Source organism: Rhizobium sp. SRI_017 (assembly GCF_057586295.1).
Genome location: NZ_JBYCZP010000029.1, coordinates 30,108 through 46,735 on the forward strand (window position 1 = coordinate 30,108; position 16,628 = coordinate 46,735).

Below are 16,628 nucleotides of genomic sequence, written 5' to 3' on the forward strand. Positions count from 1 at the left end.
GGGTCGGATGAGGGGGGTGCGAAGCACAATATGGCGTGCCGCGAAGCCCCCTCATCGCCTCGCATACGCTCGGCACTTCTCCCCGAGGGGAGAAGAGGGAGCCCAGAAGCGCCGGCGATGCTACAAGTCCCTTCTCCCCGTTTGACGGGGATAAGGGTGCCAAGCACACAGGCAGATGAGGGGCCGAACGCATACATCACCGAACGCCCACCCTTACGCCGCCACGCCCAGCTTCTGCGCCGCCCGCCAGGTGCGCCAATGGTCGTGCGGCATCTGGATATGGGTCGACCCGAGGAAGGCGAAGGCGTCGTTGACCGCGTTGGAGAAGGCCGGCACGCCGCCGACATTCGGGCTCTCGCCGACGCCTTTGGCGCCGATCGGGTGATGCGGCGAGGGCGTGACCGTGAAGTCGGTTTCCCAATGCGGGGTCTCGACTGCCGTCGGGATGAAGAAATCCATGAAGGACCCGCCCATCACATTGCCCGCCGCGTCGTAGCTGATCTCCTGGCCCATGGCGATGGCGAAGGCTTCGGTCAGCCCGCCATGCACCTGTCCCTCGATGATCATCGGGTTGATGCGGGTGCCGCAATCGTCCAACGCGTAGAAGCGGCGCGTCTTGGAAACGCCGGTATCGACGTCGATGTCCATCACGCAGATATAGGCGCCGAACGGATAGGTCATGTTGGGCGGGTCGTAGTAGCTCACCGCTTCCAGACCCGGTTCCATGCCCGGCGGCACGGAATTGTAGGCCGCCCAGCACAGCTCCTTCATCGACTTGAATTTTTCGGGAAGGCCTTTCACCCGGAAGCCGTCAATGTCCCATTCGAGGTCGCCTTCGTGGACTTCGAGCAGATAGGCGGCGATCATCTGCGCCTTTGCCTTGATCTTGCGCGCCGCCATTGCGATCGCGGCACCCGCGACCGGCGTCGAGCGCGAGCCATAGGTGCCGAGGCCGTAGGGTGCAGTGTCGGTATTGCCTTCCTCGACCATGATGTCGTCGGCGGGAATGCCGATCTCGGTGGCGATGATCTGCGCCCAGGTCGTTTCATGACCCTGGCCCTGGCTCTTGGAGCCGACGCGCGCAATACCAGCGCCGGTGGGATGGAGCCGGATCTCGCAGGAGTCGAACATGGCAATGCCAAGAATGTCGCAGTTCTTCGACGGCCCGGCGCCGACGATCTCGGTGAAGAACGAGACGCCGATGCCCATGATGTCGCGGGTCTCGCCACGCTTGAAAGCCTTGCGCTTGGCGGCCTGTTCGCGACGCAGCCCGGCATAGTCGACCGTTTCGATCGCCTTCGTCATGGCGGTGTGATAGTCGCCCGAGTCATATTCCCAGCCGAGCGCCGAGTGATAGGGGAACTGCTCGGCCTTGATGAAGTTCTTCATCCTCAGTTCGACGGGATCCATGCCGAGCTTCTGCGCGAGAATATCCATGCCGCGCTCGATGCAATAGGCAGCCTCCGTCACCCGGAACGAGCAGCGATAGGCGACGCCGCCCGGTGCCTTGTTGGTATAGACACCGTCGACGGCGAGATGTGCGACGGGGAAGTCGTAGGACCCCGTGACGATGTTCATGAACCCGGCCGGCCATTTCGACGGGTCGGCGCAGGCATCGAAGGCGCCATGGTCGGCGAGCACATGGACGCGCAGGCCCGTGACCTTGCCCTCTTTGGTCGCGGCAATTTCCGTCGTCATGTGGTAGTCGCGGGCAAAAGAGGTGGAGGTCAGATTCTCCATCCGGTCCTCGACCCATTTCACCGGTTTGCCGGTGACGATGCTCGCCACGGCTGAACAGATGTATCCCGGATAGGCCCCGACTTTGTTGCCGAAGCCGCCGCCTATATCGGGCGCGATGACGTGGATCTTGTGCTCGGGGATCTTGGAAATCAGCGCCACGACGGTGCGGATGACATGCGGTGCCTGGAAGGTGCCCCAGATCGTCAGCTCGCCCTTGATCTTGTCGAAGGAGCAGACGCACTGGCAGGTCTCGAGCGGCGACGGATGCACGCGGTGATAGGAGATCATCTCCTTGATCGACACGTCCGCATTGCGGAAGGCGGCGTCGGTCAGGTCCTTGTCGCCCACCACCCATTCGAAGACGTGGTTATGGTGCTTGCGCGGCCCATGGGCGCCTGATGTCTTGCCGGCGAGATCCTCGCGCAGCACGATGGCATCGGCATCCATCGCATGAAATGGATCGACAATCACCGGAAGGGCCTCGTACTCGACCTCGACGGCGGCGATGCCGTCATCGGCGGCGTAACGGTCGGTGGCGACGACGAAGGCGACTTCCTGGTTCTGGAACAGCACCTTGCCGTCGGCCAGCACCATCTGCACGTCGCCGGCAAGCGTCGGCATCCAGGCGAGGTTGACGGTCTTCAGCGTCTCCGCCGTGATGACCGCGAGCACGCCGGGCACTTTCAGCGCCTTTTCGGTGTTGATCGAGGTGATGCGCGCATGCGCATAGGGCGAACGGACGAAATCGCCATGCAGCATGCCGGGCAGCTTGACGTCGTCGACATAGTTGCCCTTGCCCTGGGTGAAGCGGACATCCTCGACCCGCTTGCGCTTGCATCCCATGCCTTCAAGGCGGGCTTCCCGTTGTTCCCGCGTGGGGGTCATGTCGTTCATTCCGCTGCCTCCTTGAATTCGGTGCCGTTGATCTTGGCGGCCGCGTGCTGGATCGCCTTGACGATGTTCTGGTAGCCGGTGCAGCGACAGAGATTGCCTGAAATCCCCATGCGGATCTCCGCCTCGGTCGGATCCGGGTTCTCCTGCAGCAGCCGGTGGGCACGCAGGATCATGCCCGGCGTGCAGAAGCCGCATTGCAGGCCGTGCATCTGCCGGAAGCCCTCCTGCAGGGCCGACAGCGTGCCGTCGGCATTGGCCACTCCCTCGATCGTGGTGATGCTGGAGCCCTCGGCCTGGACCGCGAACATGGTGCAGCTCTTGATCGACATGCCGTCGATATCGACCGTGCAGGCACCGCAATGCGAGGTGTCGCAGCCGATATGGGCGCCTGTCAGGCCGAGATTCTCCCGGATGAAGTGGACGAGCAGCAGGCGCGGCTCGGCCAGCCCCTCGACCGCCTCGCCATTGACCGTCATCGTGATATGGGTCTTTGCCATTGGTTCCTCCTCAGGCCGCGCGGGCGGCGGCGCGCTGAATCGCGCGGGCGACCATGATGCCGCCGACATGGATTTTGTAATCGACCGGGCCACGGGCATCGGCCGCGGGCGCCATCACCGAGCGGGCGAGATCGGCGGCTCTTGCGATGGCCGCGTCGTCGGGACTGGATCCGACAAGCGAGGCCGCCGCCGCCTCCGCGAGTCGCGACGTATCGGCGAGATTGGTCAGTCCGATGGAACAGCTCGCGACATTGCCGCCGGCCATGGTCAGCACCACGGCGGCGGCCGCCGTCGCATAGTCGCCGACCTTGCGCTTGAGCTTCTCATAGGCGTAGCCATGGCCGGATGGCGGTATGGGCAGCGTGATCGCCGTCAGGATCTCGCCCGCTTGGAGCGCTGTGAAAAAGGCGCCCTGATAGAAGTCGCGCGCGGCGACATCACGGCTGCCGGACGGGCCTTCGAGCCGATAGGTCGCGCCGAGCACCATCATCAGCGCCGGCAGGTCGTTGCCTGGATCGCCATTGGCGACATTGCCGCCGATCGTGCCGCGATAGCGCACCTGCGGATCGGCGATCAGCTTGGCCGTCTCGATCAGGATGGGCAGGGATGAGGCGATGTCGCCCGACTGCATCAGGTCGTGCTGGGTGGTCATGGCGCCGATGACGATGGTGCCGGCCTCGCGGCGTATGCCCTTGAGCGCCGAAATCGCATGCAGGTCGACCAGATGTTCCGGCGTCGCCATACGCAGTTTCATCATCGGTATCAGGCTGTGGCCGCCGGCGAGCGGCAGCGCTTCCTCGCCGAGTTCGGCGAGCAGCCTGACGGCGTCTGCGACGCTCGACGGCCGGTGATAGTCGAAAGTTCCGGGTATCATCTTCTCCTCCAGACGACGCATGAGCCACGCTCCCGACGCGGCGATGGAGGAAGCCTGTGTCCGGTTTGGTGCCCGTGCAAGGCAACGGCGGAGATACCGGCACGAAATGGGGTTATTCGCACGAAATGCGCATTTCCGCGCACGAACTGCGTCAGGCAGGTTTACCTATCCGCGTGCCGGATGGCGCCGCGCGAGGCCGAGCCTTGCCTTCACTTCGGCCACGCGGGTCCGGCTGACCGGAACGAGATGCGGATTGGGTCCGTCGACCTCGATCACCGCGCCGTCGCCTTCCTTGCGCATCAGGGTGACATGCGGCATGGCAACGATATGGCTGCGGTGGACACGGAAGAAGATTGCGGGATCGAGTGATGTTTCCGCCTCCGAAATCGACCAACTGCACATGCGCTCGCGGCTGCCGTCATGAACCCAGGTATAGTGCGCATCGGCCCTGACCGAGCGGACATCGCCGAGATTGACGAACTGGGTGGCGCTGCCGCTCTGCACGGGGATACGCTGGACCTTGTCGGGCGCAGGCAAAGTATCCATCGGCGAATGTTCCAGCACCACGCCGTTGGCGGCGACAAGCAGCGGGACGGGTTCGGCCTGGCCCCATTGCTCGGGCAACAGGAACAGCAGGAAGCCGGCGGCGATAAGAAAACAGAGACAGGCGACAATCAGCGACACGATCTGTGGGCTGACCTGCAGGCCCGCCGCCATTGCCGACATATCATGGCCGGCCGCTGGCGGTACGAACTGCATCCCGGCCATGGCGGTATAATGCATGCCCGAGACGGCAACGCCGAAAGCGAGTGCGCCGATGGCGAGGCGAAGGCCAACCTGCGGCGCGAGGAATATCCTAAGCGCCCCATAGGCCGTGGCGATCGCAATCAGCACAGACAGCGCGATCACCGGCAGGTCATGACGTATGGCGAAATGTCCGGCGAGGCCGTGGATGCCGACATAGTGCATGGAACATATGCCGGTCCCGAGCAAAAATGCTGACACCACGATTCCGAACGTGCCCGGCCGGCTGCCGATGACGAAGAACACCGAGACGCCGACCACCAGCGCACAGATCAGGTAGGATATGATCGTCGGCAGCACAAGATAAACTGCATCCGGGGGAAGCGGTGCGGCCAGCATGCCGACGAAATGCATGGTCCAAATGCCGATGGAGAGGAAGGCCGCGGCGCCTACGAGGAGGCCACGACGCTGTAGCCCGGACTTGCCGACGATGCGGGCAGCGAGCCCGAGACCGGTATAGCCGCCCAGGACCGCGACCGCCACCGAGAGCGTCACGAGATAAGGATTGTGGCCTGCCAGCATCTTGCACGTATCGCCCCGTGCAATAACAGGGCGTCTCCTCCGAAGAGAGAATATAGGCCAAGGTGACGGGCTGGCAAGCATCGAACAGCGCGATAAGGGGCTGCCGGTGCCCGCTCACGGACAATTGCATCGCCCCTTCCAGCGTGCCGTGTCCAATTGACTGGCAGGCCGAACAGGTAGTTCTGAATTCTGGCGACTGTTTCCTATTAGAGTTTCCAGATGCAAAATGCGGTTGTAACTGCAGAAAAGTCGCTGCGGATCAACGGGTGCAAGGAAGGGGGGGGCACCGAATTCTTCCTGGCAGGGACGCGGTTTTCACAGGCACGCGAAGCATCGGGGGTCGCCCGTGTGTGTCGGCGGAAAGTCGTTATTGCGATGTTCTCCTGGGCTTCGAGGAACAAAAGGGGCCCTGTTCGAATGCCATTTCCTCGTTTCCACTCAGTGGGTGCGCATTTCCTCTATGATACCCTTGGAGATTACGCGGCCGATCGCCCGCGCAGTCGTCCGGAAGCATGTCCGGCGATGCGCCCGTGCTGGTGCAGGACGAGCGCGACCGCGCCCATCACCGTGTCGTCGTTGGCCAGGAATTTGCCGATGACGAAGCGCGGCCGCGGATGTTGCCCGCTATCGGGCGGCGGCAGCGTGTGGCGTTCGAAACTGGATTTCAGCCGCTCGACGAAGGCGTCGCCAACCGTTGCTAATTTGCCCACGATGATAAACAGTGGCGGGTTGAGGATGGTAGCGGTCATGCCCATGCCCCATCCTGCCTTCTCGGCGGCATCCTCGATTAGCCGCCGGTAGCCGAGACGGCCCTCGCGGGCGCGTTCGATGAACTGGTCGATGGTCACGGGATGGCCGCTGAATTCCTCGGCATGCTTCATCAGATGATAGCTGCCGACGAAAGTCGTGAGGCAGCCGCGATTGCCGCAGCGGCAGAGACTGCCATTGGGGTCCAGCACGATATGGCCGAATTCGGCAGCGCTGCCGTTGAAGCCGCGCTGAACCACACCATCGCGCACGATCGCGCCGCCGACGCCGAGGTCGAACTTGTAGAGCACGAAATCCTTCTCGCCGATCGCCGCACCCCAGGTCATTTCTGCGAGCGCCCCGCAATGGCTTTCGTTCTCGGCATGAAGCGGACAGTCGATGCGGGTCGAGAAGATCTCCGCCAGATCCACGCCGCCCCAGGTGGGCAGGACATCGCCGTTCATGACCTTGCCGTCATAGCTGAGCGGCGCTGATATCGCGAGGCCGACGCCGAGCAGATCGGGGATCGACTGGCCGAGCGCGGCGCATTGCCTGGTCAGGGTGTCACGGATCTGGTCCGCCGCTTCCTCGGGCGTGTAGTCGCGGTGAATGGGCAGCCAGACATCGGACAGCACGGCATGGGTGAGATCGCAGATGACGATGCGGATTTCGCCGAGGCCCAGCAACACGCCGGCACAGCGGCCCGATGCGGGATTGAGCGACAGCAACTGCGATGGGCGGCCGAAGCCGGTGGATTTCACCTCGACATCGATGACGATCTCGGCATCGCGAAGCTCGCTCAACAGGGTCGAAACCGTTGAGCGTCCGATACCCGTAGACTTGACGAGCTGGCCGGCCGTGGCAGCCCCCAAGGCCGCCATCGCCCGCACCAGACGTCCGGCAGGCGATTCCTGATCGAGAAAAAGATCCTTGATGTTTTGCATGGGGCTTGCCTCTGATCCCGTACTTTCTTGCCCGAACCCAAGGCGCTGTCAACTTTTTTCAAATATGCAAATGTCCTCGCACTTGCAGCATGAATTTTCGCCATTATGAACATATGTCTGAGAGTTAATCGCCGAATTGCCGTATATTATTTTCAAAATCGAACAAAGTAATTGACGGATGGTTTCGACTTTGGTTGATTGCCCGCAGCGGTGAGGACCGCATGAGGGAGGCATTCATGACAATTCGGAAACTGGTTTCCGCCACGCTGTCGGCGCTGGCAATGTCCGCGGCAATCGCGGCAAGCCCCGCCACTGCCGGCGAGGTGAAGATCTGGACGCTCACATTCGACAACAATTCCGCGAATGTGGCCTGGGACAAGATCATCAAGGAATTCGAGGCAGCCAATCCTGGCATTACCATCTCGCGCGAAGGCCGCTCGGTCGATGAACACAAGGCGGCGCTGCGCGTCGCGGCGCAATCGAGCGAAGGCCCGGATATCTATTTCATGTGGGCCGGCCTCGGCCTCGGCGGCGAGTTCGTCAAGGCGGGCCTCTCGAAGCCGCTGGATGACTATTATAAGCAATATGGCTGGGATGACCGGCTCGTCGGAACGGCTGCGAGCTTCTCCAAGATCTATCCGCCCGGCCTGCACGGCGTACCCTACACCTTCCATGGCGAGGCGCTCTATTATAACAAGGCGCTGTTCGAGAAGGCCGGTATCAGCGAGCTACCCAAAAGCTATGACGAGCTGAAGGCGACGGCGGCCAAGCTGAAGGAAGCCGGCATCCCGGCGATGACCTTCGGCGGCACGGTCAATTGGCACCTGATGCGCCTGATGGACGTGATCCTCGAGGCCAAATGCGGTGCCGACAAGCACGACCAGTTGATGGACATGAAACTCGACTGGTCGACCGAGCCCTGCGCGACGGCGAGCTTCGTCGAGCTGAACGACTGGTCGCAGAACTATATCCTGAAGCCCTTCATGGGTATCGACAACAACCAGAGTTTCAGCCTGTTCCTCGCCGGCCGCGCCGCGATGATGCTGGAGGGCGACTGGCTGGTCGGGCAGCTTCGCGACGCCGGCAAGATCGCAGATTACGACATCTTCCCGTTCCCGACGGGCACCGACCGGCTCTATGGCTTCGCCGAATATCTCTACGTCTCGTCCAAGAGCACGCAGGCCGATGACGCGGCGAAGTTCCTGGATTTCATGCTGTCGGACAAGGCTCAGCAGGACAACCTCGGCGCCTTCGGCTCGATCTCGATCAACGCCAATGTCAAATATGACAAGGTCGATCCGCTGGACCAGAAATGGATGGACATCTTCGCCAAGTATACGAAGATCTTCATGAATGGCGACCAGGCCTTCCCGCTCGACGTGACGACGGAATATTTCCGCGTCATCAACGAAGTGGCCTCGGGCAACATCAAGCCCGAGGATGCCGGCAAGGCCATGCAGACCTTCATCGCCAACAGAGGCTAACCTCCCAGGGCGGGTCCCCGGCCAAGCCGGGGGCCCAACCACGACTTTGGTGATCTCATGTCCAAGCAGCAGCCGCCCCTGCGGGCCGGCATGGAGGGCTATTTCCTCCTGGCACCCGCGCTGATCGTCTATCTCCTGTTCGCCGTCTACCCGATGATCGACGTGATCCGCATGTCCTTCTCGTCATGGAACGGGTTGAGCCCGGAGGCGAAATTCGTCGGGCTCGCGAACTACCGCGCGATCCTGACCCAGGACCCGGTCTTCTGGGGGGCGCTCTGGAACACGATCTGGTGGACGGCGCTGGCTGTCGTCATTCCCAACCTGATCAGCTTCGGCCTGGCGCTGGCGCTCAACCAGAACCTTCCCGGGCGTTCGAGCCTGCGGGTCGTCTTCTACCTTCCCGTCATCATCGCCTCGATCGCTGTCGCCACGATCTGGAAGTGGATGTATGACCCGTTCTTCGGCCTGTTCAACGGCCTGCTGATGAGCTGGGGGCTCGACGGACTGATCCTCGACTGGCTCGGCGACCGGAAGGTGGCGCTCTGGTCGGTCTTCGTCGCCCATGCGTGGCAGACGGTCGGTTTCTCCATGGTGCTGTTCCTCGCCGGCCTGCAGAGCGTCTCGATCACCCTGATCGAGGCCGCGCGGATCGACGGCGCCGGACGCTGGGGCGTCTTCCGCTACGTCACGCTACCGGCGCTGGGGCCGACCATCACCATCGTCTTCGTGCTGTCGCTGATCAATTCGCTGAAGGCCTTCGACATCGTCTACGGCATGACCGGCGGCGGTCCAGCCCAGTCGACGCAGATGCTGGCCATGTGGGCCTATACGCAATCCATGCAGCTCGGCGTCTTCGGCCGCGGCGCCGCCGTCTCGGTCGTGCTGCTGCTGATCACGCTGGTGATCGTCATTCCCTACATGCGCTGGATGTTCCGCCGCGAGGAGATGGGCCGATGAACCTGTTCGCCCAGGCCTTCCGCCCGATCGGCTCCAACAAGATCGACCCCGTGCTCGTCGCGCTCTGGATCTCGCTGATCCTGCTGGCCATCATCTGGATCGCACCCTTCGTCTTCATCGTCTTCACGTCGCTGAAATCGACAGCTGAAGTGATGGGTTCCAGCGCCTTCAACCTGCCGGAAGAGTTCGCAGTTTCGAACTACGCCTCCGCATGGCAGCGCGGCAATTTCTCGACAACGGCCTTCAACGGCATCGTCATCACGGTCATCAAGGTGCCGCTCGGTCTCTTCATCTCCGCGATGGCGGCCTACGCGCTGGCCAAGGTGCCGATGCGGATCAACAAGGCACTGTTCGCGCTTTTCGTCTTCGGTACGATGCTGCCCTTCCAGGTCATGCTGGCGCCGATCTTCCGGCAGGTGAATGCCTTCGGCCTGATCAACACCTATCCCGGCATCATCCTGCCCTATCTCGCTTTCGGCATCCCCTATCAGGTTTTCATTCTCTACGGCTTCTTCTCCGCCGTGCCGAAGGAGCTTTCCGAAGCCGCGCGCATCGACGGCGCCTCGCATTTCACGGTCTTCCGCCGGATCTTCCTGCCGGTGTCACTGCCGGTGCTCTCGGCGCTACTGATCCTGGATTTCGTCGCCACCTGGAACGAGTTCGCCATGGCGCTCGTCATCCTGCAGGACCCCGACATGTGGACGCTGCCGCTCGGACTGATGAATTTCCAGGGCCAGTTCTCGCGCAATTACGGCGAGCTCAACGCCGCCATCATCATGACCGTGCTCCCGGCGGCCATCGTCTATCTCATGTTCCAACGCTATTTCGTCGCCGGCCTCACGACCGGGGCGGTCAAGGAATGACAATGACCCATCTCTACGACATCTGCGAAGTCCGCTTCAAAGGTCCGTCCGACGGCAATCCCTATCTCGATGTCACCTTTCATGCGCATTTCAGCCAGGGCAATCGCTCGGTTCGGGTCACGGGGTTTTATGATGGCGGCGATGATTATGTAATCCGCTTCATGCCGGACATGGTGGGGGAGTGGACGTTCACGACGACGTCGTCGGCGCCGGCCCTCGATGGCAAGTCGGGCAAGTTGACAGTCACCCCGGCGCGGGGCGGCGTGCATGGACCGGTACGCGTGCGCAACCGCTTCCACTTCGCCTATGACGACGGCAAGCCCTACTATCCCTTCGGCACGACCTGCTATGCTTGGACGCACCAACCGCTGGAGATGCAGGAAGAGACGCTGGAAAGCCTGAAGAAGAGCGGGTTCAACAAGATCCGCATGGCCGTGTTCCCGAAGGATTACCCCTTCAACACCAACGAGCCGCTGCAGCCGATCTTCACCGAGAAAGCAGAAGGCGGCATCGACTTCGATCGTCCCAATCCGGAAGCCTTCCGCCATCTGGAAAAGCAGATCGCCCGGTTGGGCGAACTCGGCATCGAGGCCGACCTGATCCTGTTCCACCCCTATGACCGCTGGGGTTACGCGACGATGAGCGAGGCGCAGAACCTGCGCTATGTCGAATATGCCGCCGCGCGGCTCTCCGCCTTCCGCAATGTCTGGTGGGCGATGGCCAATGAATATGATTTCCTGCTCGACACGATCCCGGTCCAGACCTGGGATCGCTTCTGCCATATCCTTGAGGAAAACGATCCCGCCCAGCATCTCCGGTCGATCCACAATGGCGACCAGAACATGAATTTCGATCACCGCAAGCCCTGGATCACCCATGTCTGCATTCAGAACTGGGATGTGAAGCGCACGCCGGAATGGCGCCTCGCCTATGGCAAGCCGGTGGTCAACGACGAGCCGGAATATGAAGGCAACATCGTCTATAACTGGGGCAATATCAGCGCCGAGGAGCTGGTGCACCGCTTCTGGATCACGCTCACGCGCGGCGGGTATGCCGGCCACGGCGAGACCTATGTCGACCCCGGCGATCTGATCTGGTGGGCCAAGGGCGGCACGCTGCATGGCGAGAGCTGGAAGCGGATAAAATTCCTCCTTGAGCTGATGCAGGAAGACGGCCTGCAGGGCCTCGAACCGATCGGCATGAACGACCAGTGGCCCTGGAGCCGCATATCCGGCGCGCATGATCTCGGCGGCAAGGTGAGCTTCCTCTATTTCGGCGAGCACCAGCCGACCCAGTGGACCACCGGCCTGCCGACCGAGAATGGGTCCTACGAGGTCGACCTCATCGACACCTGGGCGATGACGGTGACGCCGGCCAAGCGGATCGATGCCTTTGTGCCGCATCCGCAGCGGCATGGCAGCGTGATCCGCGGCGGCAAGGCCGATGCCGCCTTCGGCGTCGAACTGCCGGGCAAGCCCTATCTTGCACTGCGCGTGCGCAAACTCGACTGAGGTAACATCATGGCGTCCGTCGAAATCTCCAACGTGAAGAAGTCCTTTGGTGCGGTGCCCGTCATGCACGGCGTCGATGTTCCGATCGCCGACGGCGAATTCGTCATCCTCGTCGGCCCCTCAGGCTGCGGCAAGTCCACACTGCTCCGTATGATCGCAGGGCTCGAGACCGTCACGGCGGGTGACATCGCGATCGACGGAAGGCGGGTCAACGATCTCGAACCCAAGGACCGCGACATCGCCATGGTGTTCCAGAATTACGCGCTCTACCCGCAGATGACTGTCGCCCAGAACATGGGCTTCGCGCTCGAACTCGCCGGCCGAGCCAGGGCCGAGATTAAGGCGGAGGTGGAGAAGGCAGCCGATATCTTGTCGCTCACCCCGCTGCTCGACCGCAAGCCGGCGCAGTTGTCGGGCGGCCAGCGTCAGCGGGTCGCGATGGGCCGCGCCATCGTGCGCCACCCTAAGGTCTTCCTGTTCGACGAACCATTGTCGAACCTCGATGCCAAGCTGCGTGTAAAGATGCGTGCCGAGATCAAGGCGCTGCACCAGCGGCTGAAGTCGACGATCGTCTATGTCACGCATGACCAGATCGAGGCGATGACCATGGCCGACAAGATCGTGGTGATGAATGCCGGCCGCGTCGAGCAGATCGGCACGCCGCTCGAACTCTACGACAGGCCGGCAAATCTCTTCGTTGCCACCTTCATGGGCAGTCCGGCAATGAACATTCTGCCGGCACGGGCGACGGAGACGGGAATCCTGGTAGCGGGCATCGTGACTGTGGCCGGCAAAGAGAGCGTCGCCCCGGGTACCGACATTTCCTACGGGATCCGGCCCGACCATATCTCCATCGGCGGCGCGGATGCGGTACCTGCGGAAGTCTTGGTGGTTGAACCAACGGGATCTGAAACGCATGTCACTGTGCGCCTGGCGCGACATGAGATCACAATTGTATCCAAGGAACGGCTGGAGATACAGCCAGGCAGCCAGCTCATGGTGTCGCTAGCCTCCGAGCACGCGCATCTGTTCGACCGAGCGAGCGGTGTGCGCATTGCGGTCTCAGAATAAAGCTATGTCGGCGGTTCGATTCCCATCAAGACCCTGCGAACGTCGAGCGCGGTCAGGAAATCCGTGAGTTCCGTTACCGAAGTCTAAAGTTTTGCTGGACGTATTGCGTTTGCATTCGAACCCGACTTTGCAGCAAAGACGCCAAGCTAGACGTGGACGTTCCCTATGGCCGGTTCGCCTTCTTCATCTCTTGTCACCATGACAGCGGCGACAAGAACAACATAGAATGCCACGACGAAGCCAACGTCATCGGACCCCTGATGGCCGCGCTCTTCATCATCGTGTCGTCGCTGGTTGCCGAAGACCGGTGATGAGGGGGGAAGCATGCGGCAGCTCGCCGGTGTCGACCCGCTCAACCGCTTGGTTCCTCAGGCTGTTGGGGTGCCGCGAAACGCTTTCCTGAGCGGCGTCCGGCCTCTAGGAGCTTCACTGGGCGGAACATCAGGCGTCCGTTGGCCGGATGCCGACCAGCCGATGCCGCCATTCGTGACCGCACCTCTTGATTGGGAACAGACCGGGTGCCAAACAATTCGGAACCGTATCCGGATGGCAAGAAGATGCACGGCGCTTGGACCACATGGATGCGTGCCTGAGATGTAATCGAGTTTCTGTGGAATGCCGCCAAAACATAACCATTTCGTTATGATTGGACCGCATTATTTTATTTGAACCTGCACTCGCAATTTGAAAGTATCCAGTCGCTCGAAGGGCGTCGGGAGGAAGCGCGACACCCGAGCGAGCCAAAGGCGATCGAGGAGGAGAGCCAATGTTGAAAAAGTTCGTTTTGGCCGGTTTGTCCGCATTCACGCTGCTCGTTACCGGTGGGGCCGCGCTGGCCGCAGACGTGACGCTCAAGCTGCACCAGATGCTGCCGCCGCAAGCAACGATTCCGTCGAAGGTGCTGACGCCCTGGGCGGAGCAGATCAAGAAGGATTCAGGCGGCCGTATCGAGGTCGAGCTTTATCCGGCCATGCAGCTTGGCGGCAAGCCCGCCGACTTGGTCGATCAGGCGCGCGACGGTGTCGTCGATCTCGTTTGGACGGTCATCGGTTACACGCCAGGCCGCTTCCCCAAGACCGAAGCATTCGAGCTGCCCTTCATGATCACCACGGCAGAGAAGAGTTCGCAGGCGTTTTACGAATATTATGAAAAGCATCTGAAGGACGAGTTCGCCGACTACCACGTACTCGCCGTTCATACGCACGGCCCGGGGCTGATCCACACGATTGCAAGCAAGCCGATCAACAGTGTCGAGGACATGAGCGGTCTTAAGCTGCGCGGCACCTCGAAAGTCGTCAACGCCTTGCTCGAGGCCATGGGCGCTTCGCCTGTCGGCATGCCGGTCACCGCAGTGCCGGAAGCGCTGTCCAAGAGCGTGATCGACGGCTCGGTCGTTCCTTGGGAGGTGACGCCTGCCATCAAGATTGCCGAGCTCGCGCCCAATCACACCGGCTTCAGCGGCGACAAGGGCCTCTACACGGCAACCTTCCTGTTTGCCATGAACAAGGATGCCTATGATGCGTTGCCCGACGATCTCAAGCAGGTGATCGACAAGAATTCCGGCATGGAGCTGGCCAGGAAGTTCGGCATCGCCATGGATGAAGGCGACGTGCGCGGCAAGAAGATCGCCGAGGACGCCGGCAACAAGATCATCATGCTCGATGAAGCCGAAACCGAGAAGTGGAAGACACTTTCGGAGACGGTTACGACGGCCTGGATCGAGGACATGAATGGCAAGGGCCTGGATGGAACCACCCTGTTCAACGACGCTGTTGCCCTGATCGACAAATACAACCAATAACGCGAAACACCAGGCGATCCCGGGGGAGAGTTCGATGCAAAACACTGCTTCCTCCGGCACCGCCGGACGGACGATACACAAGCTCGCCGAATGGGTCGCCATCGTCGGAGGCCTCTGCCTCGTGGCGGCCTCTGTGCTCACGGGCATCTCCATCGCCGGCAGTCTGACCTACAAGCCGCTGCCGGGCGAGATCGAAGTGGTCGAGATCCTGTGCGGTCTGGCGGTTTTCGCCTTCCTGCCCTACTGCCAGCTCCACAAGGGCCATGTCGGGGTCGATCTCTTCATCGGCATGCTGGGGCACAAGGCAATCAACTGGACGCAGTTGATCGGTGACGTCATCATCACCGTGCTCTTCGCGCTCCTGACATGGCGGCACTGGATCGGCACGCTCGACAAGTTCCGCAACGGAGAGTTCACGCCGATCCTCTTCATTCCAATCTGGTGGGGTTTTGCCGCGGCCATGATCCTGCTCGTCATCAATCTCGTGGTCAGCGGTTGGACGGTCTATGCCGACATCCACGATATCAGGCGTGGCATCGACGTCGAATTGCCGCTCGGGGGCCACGGATGAGCAATATCGAAATCGGCCTTTGGTCCTTTCCAGTCTTGATTTTCCTGATCTTCCTCCGGATCCCGATCGCGGCCGCCATGCTCGGCACCGGCATCATCGGCACCTGGCTGGTGACCGGCAAATGGATGATCATCTTCAACCAGTTGAAGGCGGTGCCCTGGAACACGAACGCGAACTATTCGCTGTCGATCATCCCGCTCTTCCTGCTAATGGGCCAATTCGCAGCACGCGGCGGCCTGAGCCAAGCCCTGTTCAATGCGGCCTCGGCCTTCCTTGGCCACCGAAAGGGCGGCGTCGCCATGGCCGCCGTCGGCGCCTGCGCGGGCTTCGGATCGATCTGCGGCTCCTCGCTCGCCACGGCGGCGACCATGGCGCAGGTCGCTCTGCCGGAACTTCGCCGCAACGGCTATGCCGGCGGTCTCGCGACCGCCACGCTGGCAGCGGGCGGCACCCTCGGCATCCTGATCCCGCCCTCCGTGGTGCTGGTGCTCTATGCGATCCTCACCGAGCAGAATATCGCAAAGCTTTTCCTTGCAGCCTTTGTGCCCGGGATAATCGCCGCACTTTCCTACCTGACCGTCATTGCGATCTATGTCCGCCTCAACCCGGGCTCGGCCGGGACCGTCGCAAGGCTGCCCTGGGCTGATCGCGTCCAGCCGCTGGTTGCGGTTTGGCCCGTTCTGCTCATCTTCCTGCTGGTGGTCGGCGGCATCTATCTCGGCTGGTTCACGCCCACACAGGCAGCAGCCGTCGGCGCGGTCGGCACCGGCCTGATCGCCTGGCTGAACGGCGGGCTCGCCAAGGGCGCGCTTTTCCAATGCCTCAAGGAAACGGCGGTTTCGACCGGCATGATCTTCTTCATCGTGCTCGGCGCGACGGTGTTCAATTCCTTCCTTGCCTTCTCGCGTCTGCCCCAGGTCGGCGCCGAATGGGTGACCGCCCAGGGCTTCGCGCCGATGACGGTCATGATCATCATCCTGGTCCTCTACATCATCTTCGGCTGCGTCATGGACTCGCTTTCGATGATCGTGCTCACGGTGCCGATCTTCTTCCCGATCGTCACCGCGATGGATTTCGGCCTCTCGCCGGAGCATTTTGCAATCTGGTTCGGTATCCTGGTGCTGATGGTGGCGGAGATTGGCCTGATCACGCCACCCGTGGGCCTCAATCTTTTCATCATAGCCGCGATGGCCAAGGAGGTGCCAATCCGCGAGACCTATCGGGCGATCATATGGTTCGTCGGTGCGGACCTGCTTCGTATCACACTCCTGACGGCATTCCCCATTATCAGCGTGTTCCTGATCTGATTGAAGATCTGAGGAACCTAGCACTACTTTGGCAGATTTTT

14 protein-coding genes are annotated in these 16,628 nt (G+C 61.7%); 9 read left to right on the plus strand and 5 right to left on the minus strand.

Translation table 11 applies throughout. The annotated features are described in order from the left end of the window. Positions 1–213 precede the first annotated feature (213 nt). From AC2YI2_RS33270 to AC2YI2_RS33290, 5 genes are all read right to left on the minus strand, one after another. A complete protein-coding gene (locus AC2YI2_RS33270) occupies positions 214–2,634 on the minus strand; it encodes an aerobic carbon-monoxide dehydrogenase large subunit (protein ID WP_487390818.1) in 2,421 nt (806 codons plus the stop codon). Beyond that, positions 2,631–3,131: a (2Fe-2S)-binding protein gene (locus tag AC2YI2_RS33275; RefSeq protein ID WP_487390819.1), complete on the minus strand. Its 501-nt coding sequence runs from the start codon at positions 3,129–3,131 to the stop codon at positions 2,631–2,633. Before AC2YI2_RS33275 ends, AC2YI2_RS33270 begins: the two co-directional genes overlap by 4 nt. 10 nt (positions 3,132–3,141) lie before the next feature. After that, the gene (locus AC2YI2_RS33280) at positions 3,142–4,005 is read right to left on the minus strand and encodes an FAD binding domain-containing protein (protein WP_487390820.1); all 864 of its coding nucleotides are present in this window, start codon (positions 4,003–4,005) and stop codon (positions 3,142–3,144) included. A 165-nt stretch (positions 4,006–4,170) separates the two neighbouring features. Then, positions 4,171–5,331, minus strand: coding sequence for an MHYT domain-containing protein (locus tag AC2YI2_RS33285; protein ID WP_487390821.1), 1,161 nt, complete (start codon positions 5,329–5,331; stop codon positions 4,171–4,173). 476 nt (positions 5,332–5,807) lie between these two features. Further along, entirely contained in the window at positions 5,808–7,022 is a 1,215-nt protein-coding gene (locus AC2YI2_RS33290) for an ROK family protein (protein ID WP_487390822.1), read from the minus strand. A gap of 236 nt (positions 7,023–7,258) precedes the next feature. Here AC2YI2_RS33290 and AC2YI2_RS33295 point away from each other — a divergent pair, with 236 nt between their 5' ends. The 9 genes from AC2YI2_RS33295 to AC2YI2_RS33335 all read left to right on the plus strand — a co-directional run bounded on the left by AC2YI2_RS33295 (position 7,259) and on the right by AC2YI2_RS33335 (position 16,587). After that, entirely contained in the window at positions 7,259–8,506 is a 1,248-nt protein-coding gene (locus AC2YI2_RS33295) for an ABC transporter substrate-binding protein (protein WP_487390823.1), read from the plus strand. 57 nt (positions 8,507–8,563) lie between these two features. Then, on the plus strand, positions 8,564–9,463 hold the full coding sequence (locus AC2YI2_RS33300) for a carbohydrate ABC transporter permease (RefSeq protein WP_487390824.1): 900 nt from the start codon (positions 8,564–8,566) through the stop codon (positions 9,461–9,463). Then, positions 9,460–10,326, plus strand: a complete 867-nt coding sequence (locus AC2YI2_RS33305) for a carbohydrate ABC transporter permease (RefSeq protein WP_487390825.1) — start codon at positions 9,460–9,462, stop codon at positions 10,324–10,326. The genes AC2YI2_RS33300 and AC2YI2_RS33305 overlap by 4 nt, the downstream gene beginning before the upstream one ends. Next, the gene (locus tag AC2YI2_RS33310) at positions 10,323–11,837 is read left to right on the plus strand and encodes a DUF5060 domain-containing protein (protein ID WP_487390826.1); all 1,515 of its coding nucleotides are present in this window, start codon (positions 10,323–10,325) and stop codon (positions 11,835–11,837) included. Before AC2YI2_RS33305 ends, AC2YI2_RS33310 begins: the two co-directional genes overlap by 4 nt. A gap of 9 nt (positions 11,838–11,846) precedes the next feature. Then, on the plus strand, positions 11,847–12,908 hold the full coding sequence (locus AC2YI2_RS33315) for an ABC transporter ATP-binding protein (RefSeq protein ID WP_487390827.1): 1,062 nt from the start codon (positions 11,847–11,849) through the stop codon (positions 12,906–12,908). A 152-nt stretch (positions 12,909–13,060) separates the two neighbouring features. Next, the gene (locus AC2YI2_RS33320; protein WP_487390828.1) at positions 13,061–13,219 is read left to right on the plus strand and encodes a hypothetical protein; all 159 of its coding nucleotides are present in this window, start codon (positions 13,061–13,063) and stop codon (positions 13,217–13,219) included. Between the two features lie 455 nt (positions 13,220–13,674). Continuing rightward, complete coding sequence (locus tag AC2YI2_RS33325) at positions 13,675–14,709, plus strand: TRAP transporter substrate-binding protein (RefSeq protein WP_487390829.1); 1,035 nt, start codon at positions 13,675–13,677, stop codon at positions 14,707–14,709. Positions 14,710–14,743: 34 nt separating this feature from the next. Then, positions 14,744–15,280 carry a TRAP transporter small permease gene (locus tag AC2YI2_RS33330; RefSeq protein ID WP_487390830.1) on the plus strand — a complete coding sequence of 179 codons (537 nt, stop codon included), beginning with the start codon at positions 14,744–14,746 and terminating at the stop codon, positions 15,278–15,280. Beyond that, a complete protein-coding gene (locus tag AC2YI2_RS33335) occupies positions 15,277–16,587 on the plus strand; it encodes a TRAP transporter large permease (RefSeq protein WP_487390831.1) in 1,311 nt (436 codons plus the stop codon). Before AC2YI2_RS33330 ends, AC2YI2_RS33335 begins: the two co-directional genes overlap by 4 nt. Positions 16,588–16,628: the final 41 nt, after the last annotated feature.